This is a genomic window from Rhizobium sp. CB2179 (assembly GCF_057653455.1).
In genome coordinates, this window is sequence record NZ_JBYGKR010000005.1 from 1 (window position 1) to 12796 (window position 12796).

Below are 12796 nucleotides of genomic sequence, written 5' to 3' on the forward strand. Positions count from 1 at the left end.
ATGGATCAGATGACGACCCGCAAGCCAACGAGCGAATCCTCCGCTGCGAAGATTACACGCCAAGCGCAGATGTTGTCAGCGCAGTTGCAGTCTCTTCGCACCCATATGTATCCGCCGGAGGCGATGAAATCGTTGCGCACCTTTACCTCGCGCGACGTGGCCACCATGCTTGGGATCGCCGAATCGACGCTCCGACAGATGTCGTTGGACGGCGAAGGCGCAATGCCCGAGAGGCTGGAGAATGGCCGCAGGAGCTACACGCTCGCCCAGGTCAATGAGATCCGTCGATACCTGGCGGTGAAGCGGCCCATGGAAGCCTTGGATTTCTTTCCGCGCCGGCGTCCCGGTGAGAAGTTGCAGGTTATCGCGGTTGCGAACTTCAAGGGCGGATCGGCCAAAACGACGACGACCGTTCATCTCGCCCATTATCTTGCTCTGACGGGTTTGCGGGTGCTCGCGATCGATCTTGACCCGCAGGCATCCTTGTCGGCCATGTTCGGCTATCAGCCGGAGTTCGATGTCAGCGACAACGAGACCATATATGCGGCGATTCGCTATGACGACGACAACCGCCGGCCGATGCGCGACGTCATTCGCAAAACCTATTTTGACGGAATCGATCTCATACCCGGCAACCTGGAGCTCATGGAATACGAGCATGAGACGCCGCAGGCGATCGCAAGCGGCGGCGGGCGCGGCGACGGGATCTTCTTCCGGCGGCTCGGCGCCGTCATAAACAGCGTCGAGGAAGACTACGATGTCGTCGTCATCGACGCGCCGCCGCAACTGGGCTATCTGACCCTGGGCGCGCTTTGTGCGGCGACCTCGCTGCTGATCACCGTTCATCCGGCGATGATCGACGTTGCCAGCATGAACCAGTTCCTGGCAATGATGAGCGATGTCATGCACGTCATCGAGGAGCGTGGCGGTGTTCTGGAACACGATTTCATCCGATATGTCATCACCAGGCACAATCCGAACGACGTCCCGCAGGTGAACGTCGTCGCGCTCCTGCGCTCCCTGTTCGGCGAGGACGTGCTGGCGCCAGCGGTGGTGGACACGACCGCGATTGCCAGCGCCGGCCTTGAGAAGAAGAGCCTTTACGAAATGGCGCGTGGTTCGGTTGGTCGAGACACGCTCACGCGCGCCCTGGATTCCGTCGACGCAGTCAATCTCGAGATCTTCAACCACCTCAAATCGGTATGGGGACGGTCATGACGAATGCCAAAGAACGCTCCAGTCGGATGAAAAGTCTGTTCGCGAATGTCGATTCCGCGGAACTTGCTAAGCAAATCTCAGCTGGGCCTGCGGTGAAGGTCGGATCTGGAGCCGTCAAGTCGATGGACCGGGCCTTCGTTGCCGTCGAAGAGGAGAATGAACGCCTCCGCCTGCAATTGAGCGGCTCGGAAGCCATTGTCGAAATTGACTCCGCTCTTGTCGTTCCCTCCTTTGTCAGGGACCGCCTCGATATCGAGGGAGATCCGAATTTCCAGGGTTTCGTCGAGGGCATTCGGGAAAGCGGCCAGAGACTTCCCATCCTCGTTCGCCCCTCCCCCGACAAGCAAGGCTACTTTCAGGTCGCTTACGGCCACAGGCGCTTGCGCGCCTGTCAGATCCTTGAACGGCCGGTGAAAGCGATCGTCCGCGATCTTACCGACGATGAACTGGTGGTCGCTCAAGGTATCGAGAATACCGAACGCGCCAATCTCTCCTTCATCGAGCAGGCGTTCTTTGCCGCGACCCTCAAGGCGCGCGGCTTTCGGCGGGAGACGATCGCCGCCGCGCTCGGCAGGGCGGATGGCAAGCTGACCTACGTTTCGATGCTGATTGGAATCGCCGAACAGGTCCCCGCCGAACTGATCGGCATCATTGGTCCGGCTCCTTCGATCGGCCGCCCCAAGTGGGAAAAGCTCGCCGCCCAATTCAAGGATGGCAAGGCACCGGCTGCGGCCCAGACGATCATTGATAAGCTGACTTCGACGGCTGTATGGGCCGCTGCCACGAGTGACCAGCGCTTCGCCGCGCTGATGAGCGCGCTCGAACACAAGGCGTCTAGAGGAAACCAGGGCGAAGAGGTCGACCTCGGCGGCGGCGCCGTGATCACCGCGAAATCTTCGCGTTCTTCAACGCTTATCACGATTCCGGAAAGCAAGGTGCCGGGCCTCTCGGCCTGGCTCGTCGAAAGGCTTCCGGCGCTGGTGGAGGAGTACCGAAAGCAAACGGGAGAGACGCCGATGGGGTAGGCTAATTCAGAAATAGGAAAGGGCCCACCGACGGCAATCGGCGAACCCTTGAATCCTAGCCGACAGTACGAAAACGTCCCGTCGACATCAGCTCTTACAAACTGATTCTATGACGGACCGCTGGCACAATCAACCCCTGCGTAACAGCCGGGAATGAAAAACTGTGCCCGTCTGCTGGCTTTCATCAACAAGAATCTCGATGGAGCCGCACGCCAAGGCGTTGCGGGCAGCTAGCCCATGACAGAAGCAACGGCAATCGCATCGTTCAGACGCGTCAGTCCGGCCATTCTCGCAAGCGCGCGGATGGCGATGGCCAACGACATACCGGACACCTCGAAGTCGGAGATCTCTCTCCTGTTGAAAAAGGCAGCGCCGATCCTTGGGATCGACGGCACGACCTATCATGTCCTGGACATTCTCCTTGGCCTCTCGCGCGCCGATGACTGGAAAGGCGCCGGGCGACCGATCGTTGCCATCTCGAACGCCAAGCTCGCCGAATACACGCTGCGCTCCGAACGCACAGTGATGCGTTGCCTGCGCAGGATCGTTGAGGCTGGGATCGCCGCCTACCGTGACAGTCCGACCGGCCGGCGTTTCGTGTACCGCGACAATGACGGGATGGTTGCCAGCGGCTTCGGGCTTGATTTCACACCGGCGCGCGTGCGGCTCGCAGAGATCAGGGAGAGCGTCGAGAACTACCAAAGGGAACTCAAGGCCAGCCAGGATGCACGTCGCGCGGTCACGCGGTTTTCCAGAGCAATCATCGATGCCTGCGAGGCGTTCCCGGAAAAGGCAGACATCTGGAGGAGCGCCGCACAAGCAATCATCGATGCCGTAGCCGGCCGGGCAGACCAGGCAAGCGGTCTCGAATCACTCCACGGAGAGGTTCTTGAGTACGCGGAGCAACGCTTCCGGGAGCAAGATATGTCATGCGCGGGTGACATCGGCGTCACCTCTAATATTAATACAATCCCTAAAAACCTTCCTGATAGTAATCAACAGACCCGCTCTAACGAGCGAGACATAATTTCCACTGACGTCGGCTACGCCGCCGATATGGCTTATGAAAATAAGCCTGAAGCGGCTGCGGGTGACATGCAATCCCGATTGCGGCAGGCGGAAAAGACGGTTGGTGATATCCAAGGTGTCGTTCTAGCTGCGGTGCCGATTGGTTTGCTTCAGGTTGGGTGCCGCGCGGCGCAGGAATGTGTCAGCGTGGAGTTTGACGGATGGTCCGATGTAGTCGGGGCGGCTGAAACGATGCGGCGCATGATCGGCCTGTCGGAGACTGCATGGGTAGACGGTGTAGGGAGGGTCGGCCGATATGCTGCGTCCGCCATCTTGGCGACCGTGCTCGAAAAATCCTTGCGCGACCCGGAGCTAATTGCAAAGCCCGGGGGCTATTTCCGTGCAATGGTCGACCGGGCTGTCGATGGAAGTCTTCACCTCTCGAAAAGCCTTTACGGTCTTGCGGAAAGCGAGATGAACACACGGGATAGATAGGCGAAAAGTAACAGCTGTTACCCTGCCCTTGGCCTTGCGGGACGGATTAATCGCGACGAGGTTTTGGGGCGAAGCCGCCGCAGGAATGGATCGAGTTCAGGGGCGTGGCCTCGCCATCTGGGGCGGATGGGCGGCAACGGGGCGGGCGAATACAGGAAGAGTGGTCGTTTCGTCGGGTATCCATTTTCGCCCGACGTCGATGCAGCCATATCCATCTGGCTTCCGCAACAAGACGGCGAGGGCGGTACAACTGCCCTGAAGTAACTTCAGACAAAGCTGTTGCCGAGAACTGCCATTCCTACTGTCGATTGAAATGGGATCTGCTTGGCTGCCGATCGAGGGCACCCCTCAGATGTGAATGTGTTGCCGGTGATAGCCCAGCGTCGACGGTTCTGGCGGTTGCGATCTCGCTCTCTGGCTGCGTGGTTCATACTTTTCGGGGATGAATTTTTGCGCGTCCTTGGAGCCACTCCGCTCGAGGAAGAACGTGGATGTTGGCGGGCATAGACGAATTCGAAGGAGCGGGGGCGGCCCACGGCGAGGGCATTGGGTAAGGACGTTCGCATATACGTCCATGATGCTGCGGGGTGGCAGCTGAGCGTGCGCGAGGGATGGAGTTTATGATGAGAGTGAGGGAGAGTCGTGAAGAAGGACGTCTTCGAATGTTCATTCAGCAACCCATGCCACCTGTCTCGGCCCGCCTGTGGCCCGCTCAGAGATCATGTGCATTGCTGCTTAAAGGGACCGAACGTCAGTCGGGGCGTGCGGCACCCGCCATGCAAAAGAAGTTCCAGGAAGGCCGGCAATGGCGTTTGCGCGATGGGTGCTGCAGGCCGTCTTGCTGGAGAGATCGACGGGTGGAGGGTTGCCTATCGTCGCTTCTGAAATGAAAGTTGCCTATCCACGGACGGAGAGGTCCGTGGGCAGGATCCGGTCGACACGCCCGTTTCGCGCTGTCATCATCGTGAATGTTTTTGTCGCTCGCGTTGGACCAACCAGGCGATCTTAACGAGAAACCCAAAAGGTAACAGCTGTTACCTTTTGGGCGTTGCGTGCCGACAAGGATGTGACCCTTCTCCTTCTTCAAAATGCTCAATCACCAAAGGCGACACTGCTTCCTGGAGCTCGGGTAGGTGCCGAGCGGTCTGACTTTCAAGGCGTAAGAGACGTGGAAGGGTCCGGCGCAGGGCGGCAGAAATCGGTGCCACTGGCGACGTCGACACTATGGCGTAGCGTGCACTTGATGCTGGAGCGGTGGCAGCGAGAATGACTTGCGGACAGAGGGCCGAGCGCGATCGTGATAGGCGGGGCCTAAAAAAGTAACAGCTGTTACCTTCTGCGACACGGCTTTAAGACACGCAATGATGCAGCGTTTGAACACGCAATCGTTTCAATCGCGGCATGCGCGCGAATTGCTCGATGACTTCACATCCGCCGCATTGCATGACTTTTTTTGGGCCCCCGTGTCGCCTCGACTGGTTCGGCCTCTTCGGTCCTTTGTCCAAGGGGACGCGGCGGTTGGGATCTATCTCTTTTTCTTAATCAGGGCAGATTTAGTGCATAGCGTGCGTGCCGGCGATCGCCGGTGCGCGTGAGCGCTTCTTTCTCCACCAAGTCATGAAGATCGCGCGTCGCTGTCGCTCGCGAGGTCCGCGTTATCGAAATGTAATTCTCAGCGCTCAATCCGCCTTTAAACCCCCCAGGACCTTCTCGGAACATCCGAGCGAGGGCCTTCTCCTGGCGCTCGTTGAATTGCCCGCGGAACCTGTCATAGAATTGCGCCTTGCTGATGTAGAAGGCCACCCGCATCAAGGTGGTCTGTTGTGCATCAAGGATGGTTCCCGCAAAATACACCAGCCATTCGGTGATATCGAGCGTGCGCTGATGCCGTTCGAGCTGATCGTAATAGGCTTTCCGGCCATTCTCGATCGTGTAGGCAAGTGCAATCAAGCTCGGCTGCCCGATATTTTGGGCAAGCGATTTTTCGGCGAGCGCTCGGCCAAGCCTGCCATTTCCATCTTCAAACGGATGGATGCTTTCGAAGTACAAATGGCCTATGCCGGCACGGGTGAGCGCGGGCAAGGGGAGTTCACCGTGCGGCGCCGTTTTGTTGAACCACTCGGTGTAGGCCGCCATTTCCGCCGGGACCTGCCTTGATGGTGGAGCCTCATAGTGGACGGTCGGATTGTCCAGACGGCCGGACACAATCTGCATGGCATCTTCATGCGTTCGATATGCGCCGATCGCTCCAAGATGGCGATTGCCTGTCATCAACATGCCGTTCCAGCGAAACAGGGTTTCATCATTGAGCGGGGCCGACCAAGTGTCGTACACATCGACCATCATTTCCGCGATGCCGCGCTCTTGCGGAGTTGATGGCCGATTGTCGGCATCGAGACCAAACTGGCGGCGCAATGAGGATTGCACGCTCAACCGATCAAGCATTTCGCCCTCAATCTCGGAGGTTTTCACTGCCTCGTCGCTTAAAAGCTCGATACGAAGCAGATTGCGTTCCTCATCGCCGACATGACGGACTGCGCCGATCACTTCCCCCGAGGACAGAAGGAATCGGCTTTCGAGTGGTTCAAGCGGCGCATGATCATAGATGAAATGCGGCCAACCTTCCTGCGTCCAGTTCCACTTCATGAGTTATAGGCACCTTTTCTATAACTCACTATAATGCATTGCGATGAGTGATAGAAATGAATTCTATCGCTCATGCAATGGATCGAAGGTGCTCGCGGAGACCCAGAGAGCACCTTGAAAGGTTAGAATCGACTATATCCAAAGGGCAGCAAACCCATATGTCGCCAAGCGCCTCGTCGGCTGCGTCACAACCGGCACTCATAAGCGTATGGCCTGAGGACGCGCTTCGTCCAACAGCGCCCTCGGATTGTTGATGACGCTCGCGCCCGGGTTTGGAAGACATTGCGATAGCCGCCACGGCTAAAGTGCACGGATTCACGGTCTTGACCCGCAATATGCGCCATTTCGGGCCCTGGGCGTTCAGGCACTCGATCCGTTTGAAACATTGCCGGAGTTATAGGTGAGGGGGCTTTTTCTGGAAGTCCGGCCGCTCAAGTCAGATTGGTCGGGAGACGAGAACCTGGGCATACAGGCATGGGAAAGACGAAGATCATGGGGGCTCCTCTAGGCGATATGCATCTATCTATTCGCTAAGTAAGACTAATCAGAGCTTTGCCTATCGAGGCTAGCGGCATTGCTTCCACATCGTGCTTTAGGGGGAAAGTTTCCTGCCCAGGGTAAACGACGATGCGTCGTGCCGGGTCGAGATCTTCACATGCAAGATAGAAGCCTTTCTCGAGTTTCGGTGTCAGGCTCCGCTTGATTTCGATAGCCCAAGGTCGTTCGCCCCGGGGCGTTAGAAGAAGGTCGATCTCGGCACCAGCCGACGTCCGATAAAAATTGCTCTGAGTTCCGGGCGGCGCTGCTGCAATCAAGGTCTCGATCACGAACCCTTCCCAGCTTGCTCCGGCGACCGGGTGCCCGAGCAGGTCCTCCTGAGTGGTCAGCCCCAAAAGGGTGTGGGTGATGCCGCTATCGCGAACATAGACCCGCGGTGATTTGACCAGGCGTTTGCCAATGTTCACGTGCCAGGGCTCTAGGCGTCGTACGAGGAGTAGATCAACCAGGAGATCGAGATAGGAGGCGACCGTCTTGCCATCGACGCCGAGCGAACGCGCAAATTCCGCGGCATTTAACAGTCCGGATTGGTGATGCGCGAGCATGGTCCAGAAGCGCCGCAATGTCTCGGCTGGAATGCGAGGACCAAGCAAGGAAATGTCTCGTTCCAGATAGGTTCGTATAAAGTCTTGCCGCCAGCGCTGGCTTTCACGATCACTCGCTGCTAGGAAACTATCCGGGAAGCCGCCTCGCACCCATAGCGTATTCAGATCGTCAACTGGCACTTCCAGGCCGTCGATCGGACCCATTTCAAGGTAGGCGATGCGACCTGCCAGCGTCTCACCCGACTGTTTCAATAGATCGATGGATGCGGACCCGAGCAGCAGGAAATGGCCAGCCTTCCTTCCATTTCGCCGGCCCCGGTCGATAAGCCCACGCAAGTTCTGAAAAAGATTTGGTAGCCGGTGAACCTCGTCCAGGATAACGAGCTTGTCGCTGTGCTGGCTGAGATATAGTTCCGGCTCGGTGAGTTTGGCGCGGTCGGCATCCGATTCCAGGTCGAGATAGATTGATGGGCGCTGTTCGGCTATCGCGAGCGCCAGCGTCGTCTTGCCGACCTGACGCGGGCCAATGAGCCCAACGGCGGGGCTCGAATCGATCAACTCAATCAGTTTTGTAGATATTCGACGTTCAATCATCCTTGCATTTATGGAGGATAATTCCGCAATTGCAAGGATTACATATTGATGTTTGGGCTGCGTCAGTTGGCGCGTCGCTCGGCGTGTGCGATTTGAGGGTCAGTTCCTTCAAATGACCAGCCTTGCGGCCCGCCCGTTCTTCTGTTCTGCGTTGTTGTAGTAGCTTGCAGCCTGCGCACCGGTTTATGAAGGGACTGCCGCTTTCGCCGAACTGCGACCCAAAACATCACCATTGGCGAGGCAACCGGGCCAGGAGTTCTTTTTCAGCGAGCTTTTCGCGGACCATAAGATGAACGGTGCGACGGAGGCGCTCGAGGGGAAATGCTCGGTCGGGCCCTATCGCGTCAAGCGGATTCACATTGCGGTCGCATGGGGGTCACGCAGGGCAATTCAGGTAAATAGGGCAATACAGACGGCCATCCAGATTAACGCCGTCCCCAGTACCATCGCTCGCCTGGCGACGACGACTTTGTCTGCATCGTCCTCCGCTACAGGTGTAGTCACAATCCAAGGCACGGAACCAAGTGCTGCAAATCCGATGATAGCCAGACCCATCACAAAATAGTCGAATGAATGCCAGGCCCCATGTTCATATACCCCCCAGTAACCCAGAAAGGCCATTCCGACTGCAAACATTGTGGCGGACGCCGAGCAGAGGCCTGTGACGGATCCGGTAGGTGCGCGCATGTTCCTTTTTTCACGTGTTTCCAAGTTCATGACGCGATATCCATGACGGTTGGCTGCCTCTCTGCAAATATGTCAGGAATTGAGCGCGGCGTGAAGCGCGTGTGACTGTCTGGGACGGCCGTAAAATTCCCCGCCTCGGCATGGGATGCTGGGCGATCAGCGGCCACTTTCCTCCGTGACAGAAGAGCGCTGCATCCGCGTGTCGCATACGAACATCACATATCACACCATTTGAGCTGCCCGCCCGCTTCGACGTGTCGCGTTGTTGTAGTAACCTGACGCTTGTTGAATCGAGCGGTGGCGGGACTGCTCCATCGCCTCGGGCAGGGGGATGCCACGGTTTGCCGCCTCGGTCAGATATCCAGATCGTAGCCCGTGCGCGGAAAATTCCCCCGGCTCCAATCCAGCCAGTTCCACCCGCTGCTTGATGATCGCATTGACCGACTGCGGATCGATCGCCCGTCGCGACACAGTCCCCCATCGCCCGATCGCCCGAAACACGCTGCCGCTCTCGATCTTGGCGGCCACCATCCAGGCATTCAGCGCATCCACCGGCCGACCGGTCAGATAGACAACGTCGTCCTCGTCGCCGCTAGTCGTCTTGGTGCGTCCGAGATGGATGGCGAGAGAGGGGAGGGAAGGGCCATCGTCCCCCGGGATTGGCGGCTCGACGGTCAGCTGCTCGCTGCGCAGGCCGGCGATCTCGCTGCGCCGCCGACCACCGGAGGCAAAGGCAACCATCAGGATTGCACGGTCACGGAGATCGCGCAGACTGTCGGTCGTGCAGGTTGCAAGCAGTTTTGCCAGCACATCGCTGGTGACGGCCTTGGCGCTCTTGCGACGCCGCGTCCGGGGGACGGCGCGAACGGCGAGGCGAATGGCTGATTTGAGGGCAGGGGAGGCGAAGGCGCCGTCAAAACCGCGCCATCTGGTCAGCGTCGACCAGTTCGCCAGCCGCCGGCGCACCGTCGATGGCGCGTGCGGGCCTGCGGATCTGAGAAAACCCTGGCTCCGAAGGTCTTCGTCGACGTCGGCCGGCATGCCGTGATCCGGATCGGTCTCGCGGTGCTGCGGATCCCAGAGGTGATGCGCGACGAATTTCAAAAGCAGCGCCTCGGGTGCCGGCCAGGGCAGGGATTGTCCGGTCGCCGCCAGTCCCCAGGCTTCCAGATAGGCAAGGTCGGAAGTCAGCGCCCGCAGCGTGTTGTCGCCCATGCCCTGGTTGACGAGATGGCGCAGCGTCTCGACGTCCTGGTCGGTCAGAAGCTTGGCGAGTTCGTCGCGGCGCTCTATCGGGAGGACGGCGGCAATGGTGTCGAGTTCTTCGGCGCGCCGCTCGACGGAAGTCTGTGATTTTTTGGGTTTGGCCACAGGCGCTCCAGAAAGACGGTTTCGGCGGCCTCTGAGACCGTGATTTGCGCCGACTCTTGCTGATTTGGACCTCGAAATCAATCTACCATCGATAAACGCAACTTATCGATGGTTAGGTTTGCGTTCAAAAGCCACGTGCATGGCGGAAGCTAATGGCGATATTGCTTCTGGTTAATGGCGTGTTTACCATGATTTCAAGGCGTTAAGATCAAACCAAACCATGCATCTTGCGCCGTCGGCCGGGTAAGCGGGGCTGATTTGGTGGCGATGCCGACACAATCAGCATGTCTGACCCAGAGCAGGGTGCTAGTTGCGCAGAGGATCGAGAGCGTTCAGGCGCGTGCTGCAACCATCGAGGCGAGGGGTGCAACAAGATGATCTTCGTCACCGATCCCCAGCCGATCGCCGAGATAGTGCCAGAACGACAGGCCGAGCTTTTGGCAGGTCTTCATCAGGCCGAGCATGCTGTCACGCGCCTGCCGACCGTTGCGACTGACCGTGCCGCCGGAGATCTTTCGCTTGATGACAAATCCGCGCAGATCTCTTTCCGAGGCATTGGTATGGAGCGGGGTTTCAGGCCGCTCCAGCACCCGCAGCAGTTCGTCCTTGCGGCGACCCAGTCGAAACAGCAGTTTGTCGAGGTCGCCATAACCGGTGCGCAGCGAAAAGATCCGATCGAACCGGGCCTGAAGGCCCCGGGCCGCGACGAGCAGGAGGAGGTCGCGCGAGCGGCAGGGGCCGATCTCGTCATTAACAGGCACGAAAAAGACGTCCTGCATGCCATACGGTCGGCCACGGTCGGCCATGGCGTCGACCGTATCGTCGACGTTGATGTCGCCGCCAATATCGACGTTGCGCTCGCTTGTCTGGCCCGCGACGGCGTCGTCTCGGCCTATTCGACGGAATCACCGGAAGCTAAGCTCACAATACCGTTCTTCCCGGCGCTGCGGGGAGCTTGTCATTCCGTTTCGTCTACGTTTATACCATGCCGGAAGCTGCGATGCGCCAGGCGGCCGAGGAGATTTCGGCCTGTGTGGCATCGGGAGCATACGTTCCGCAGATCGGGAAAACATATGCCCTCGATGCAGCGGCCGATGCGCACGAGTTTCAGGAGAGCGGCAAGGCCGTTGGAAAGGTCCTGGTCCGACTGCAAAACTCCTGACCCGGTTCGATTGCGGCTCCAAGATGCGGTCATCAAGATATGATGGCTTTCGGCTCCAGGAACGCCTCAAGGCCGAACACGCCGTATTCGCGACCGATCCCCGACTGCTTGAATCCGCCAAAGGGCGCGAGCGGCTCATGTGGGGCGCCGTTGATAACAACCCGCCCGCTGTCCAGTCGATCCGCAAGCGCCTGCATGCGTGCGGCGTCGGTGCCATGTAGATAGGCCTGAAGGCCGTATGGGGTGTCGTTCGCGATGGACACGGCTTCGTCTTCGTCGCGGAAGGCGATAACCGAGAGGACCGGACCGAAGATCTCTTCGCGTGCGATCCGCATCTGGTTGTCAACGCCGAAAAAGATTGTCGGCTTTGTAAACCAGCCGTTATCCAGACCGGCAGGCCGCCCCAGGCCGCCCGTCAGGAGGCTGGCGCCCTCTTCCGTTCCCAGTGCAATGTAGGACTGGACGCGATCGTACTGCTTGCGGCTGACCATCGGCCCGATCATCGCGTCCGGGTCGTTGGGGGCGCCGACCTTGTACGTCTCGATCTCCTGCTTCAGCCGGACCAGGACGTCATCGAGTCGACCGTTCGGAACCAGAATACGGGTACCAGCGATGCAGGCCTGGCCGCTGTTGATGAAGCCCATCCGCAAGACGGCAGGAATGACCAGATCCAGATCTGCGTCGTCGAGAATGATGTTCGGACCCTTGCCGCCAAGCTCCAACGTGACGCGCTTGAAGGTGTCGGACGCGTTGCGCAGGATTTCCCGGCCGACCGCGGTGGAGCCCGTGAAGGTCACTTTCGCGATATCAGGATGTCGGCTGAGTTCCGCGCCGACGACATTGCCATACCCGTTGACGATATTGAACACGCCCTTCGGCAGGCCCGCTTCATCCAGGCATTCGGTCAGGATCTGCGTCTGGATCGCGCTCATCTCGCTTGGCTTTATGATGATGGTCGAACCGGCGGCGATGGCGGTTGCGAGCTTCGAGGTGATGAAGCCGATGTTGCTGTTCCATGGGGTGATAGCCGCGGCGACGCCAGACGGCTGCATGACAATACGGGCTCGGCCCAGATAGCGTTCGAATTCATAGTCCTCCAGGACGGACGCCATGGTGAGAAAGCTCGAAGCAGCATGGGGGATAGCGAACCGTGTGAAGGTCTGCGGAGCACCGTATTCGAGCGCCATTGCTTCGGTAAGATCGGTAACGCGCGCGGCGACCGCCGCGTTCAAGCGCTTCAGCATGTCGATGCGCTCGGCCTTCGACGTGCGGGAGAATAGGGGGAAGGCGCGTTTTGCCGCGGCGACGGCTTCCCAGGCATCCTCGATGCCGGCAAGCCGTACCGTCCCGATCTTCTCTTCCGTAGACGGATTATGAAGATCGCCCGTTTCGGTGCCCTTTGGCGTGACGAACTGACCGTCGATATAGATCTTGTCGATGTTGCGCATTTGAAACTCCTTTCGACTGTCAGGCTTATCTGGCATTTC

9 protein-coding genes and 4 pseudogenes are annotated in these 12796 nt (G+C 58.8%); 5 read left to right on the forward strand and 8 right to left on the reverse strand.

Features of this window, described 5'->3' with window-relative positions:
* The 3 genes from repA to repC all read left to right on the forward strand — a co-directional run bounded on the left by repA (position 1) and on the right by repC (position 3746).
* Positions 1 to 1218: a plasmid partitioning protein RepA gene (gene repA, locus AC244Q_RS33520; protein WP_012760236.1), complete on the forward strand. Its 1218-nt coding sequence runs from the start codon at positions 1 to 3 to the stop codon at positions 1216 to 1218.
* Complete coding sequence (gene repB, locus AC244Q_RS33525) at positions 1203 to 2243, forward strand: plasmid partitioning protein RepB (protein ID WP_128407118.1); 1041 nt, start codon at positions 1203 to 1205, stop codon at positions 2241 to 2243. The genes repA and repB overlap by 16 nt, the downstream gene beginning before the upstream one ends.
* 237 nt (positions 2244 to 2480) lie before the next feature.
* Positions 2481 to 3746, forward strand: coding sequence for a plasmid replication protein RepC (gene repC, locus AC244Q_RS33530; protein ID WP_128407117.1), 1266 nt, complete (start codon positions 2481 to 2483; stop codon positions 3744 to 3746).
* 1542 nt (positions 3747 to 5288) lie between these two features.
* On the opposite strand, the gene AC244Q_RS33535 is transcribed toward repC, so the two are convergent.
* The 7 genes and pseudogenes from AC244Q_RS33535 to AC244Q_RS33565 all read right to left on the reverse strand — a co-directional run.
* Complete coding sequence (locus AC244Q_RS33535; protein ID WP_128407116.1) at positions 5289 to 6392, reverse strand: Fic family protein; 1104 nt, start codon at positions 6390 to 6392, stop codon at positions 5289 to 5291.
* A 530-nt stretch (positions 6393 to 6922) separates the two neighbouring features.
* On the reverse strand, positions 6923 to 8089 hold the full coding sequence (locus tag AC244Q_RS33540) for an ATP-binding protein (protein WP_128407115.1): 1167 nt from the start codon (positions 8087 to 8089) through the stop codon (positions 6923 to 6925).
* A 108-nt stretch (positions 8090 to 8197) separates the two neighbouring features.
* Positions 8198 to 8289 (reverse strand): annotated as a pseudogene (locus AC244Q_RS33545) (integrase); the annotation flags it as partial.
* 32 nt (positions 8290 to 8321) lie between these two features.
* Positions 8322 to 8456, reverse strand: a pseudogene (locus AC244Q_RS33550) (recombinase family protein); the annotation flags it as partial.
* A gap of 23 nt (positions 8457 to 8479) precedes the next feature.
* Entirely contained in the window at positions 8480 to 8806 is a 327-nt protein-coding gene (locus AC244Q_RS33555) for a hypothetical protein (RefSeq protein ID WP_020487171.1), read from the reverse strand.
* Between the two features lie 192 nt (positions 8807 to 8998).
* On the reverse strand, positions 8999 to 10147 hold the full coding sequence (locus AC244Q_RS33560; protein ID WP_128407114.1) for a site-specific integrase: 1149 nt from the start codon (positions 10145 to 10147) through the stop codon (positions 8999 to 9001).
* 332 nt (positions 10148 to 10479) lie between these two features.
* Positions 10480 to 10851, reverse strand: a pseudogene (locus tag AC244Q_RS33565) (IS66 family transposase); the annotation flags it as partial.
* 45 nt (positions 10852 to 10896) lie between these two features.
* On the opposite strand from AC244Q_RS33565, the pseudogene AC244Q_RS33570 reads away from it, so the two are divergent.
* Positions 10897 to 11037: pseudogene (locus AC244Q_RS33570) on the forward strand (NADPH:quinone reductase); the annotation flags it as partial.
* Positions 11038 to 11147: 110 nt separating this feature from the next.
* Positions 11148 to 11309 (forward strand): zinc-binding dehydrogenase, encoded by a 162-nt coding sequence (locus tag AC244Q_RS33575; protein WP_245460556.1) that lies wholly within the window; start codon positions 11148 to 11150, stop codon positions 11307 to 11309.
* 32 nt (positions 11310 to 11341) lie between these two features.
* Here the strand turns inward: AC244Q_RS33575 and AC244Q_RS33580 are convergent, their stop codons facing one another.
* A complete protein-coding gene (locus AC244Q_RS33580; RefSeq protein WP_128407113.1) occupies positions 11342 to 12757 on the reverse strand; it encodes an aldehyde dehydrogenase family protein in 1416 nt (471 codons plus the stop codon).
* Positions 12758 to 12796: the final 39 nt, after the last annotated feature.

What these genes read in the sequence shown, in the direction of transcription:
- repA (WP_012760236.1), top strand. Translation starts at nt 1, where the DNA reads ATGGATCAGATGACGACCCGCAAGCCAACGAGCGAATCCTCCGCTGCG.
- repB (WP_128407118.1), top strand. Translation starts at nt 1,203, where the DNA reads ATGGGGACGGTCATGACGAATGCCAAAGAACGCTCCAGTCGGATGAAA.
- repC (WP_128407117.1), top strand. Translation starts at nt 2,481, where the DNA reads ATGACAGAAGCAACGGCAATCGCATCGTTCAGACGCGTCAGTCCGGCC.
- AC244Q_RS33535 (WP_128407116.1), bottom strand. Translation starts at nt 6,392, where the DNA reads ATGAAGTGGAACTGGACGCAGGAAGGTTGGCCGCATTTCATCTATGAT.
- AC244Q_RS33540 (WP_128407115.1), bottom strand. Translation starts at nt 8,089, where the DNA reads ATGATTGAACGTCGAATATCTACAAAACTGATTGAGTTGATCGATTCG.
- AC244Q_RS33555 (WP_020487171.1), bottom strand. Translation starts at nt 8,806, where the DNA reads ATGAACTTGGAAACACGTGAAAAAAGGAACATGCGCGCACCTACCGGA.
- AC244Q_RS33575 (WP_245460556.1), top strand. Translation starts at nt 11,148, where the DNA reads ATGCGCCAGGCGGCCGAGGAGATTTCGGCCTGTGTGGCATCGGGAGCA.
- AC244Q_RS33580 (WP_128407113.1), bottom strand. Translation starts at nt 12,757, where the DNA reads ATGCGCAACATCGACAAGATCTATATCGACGGTCAGTTCGTCACGCCA.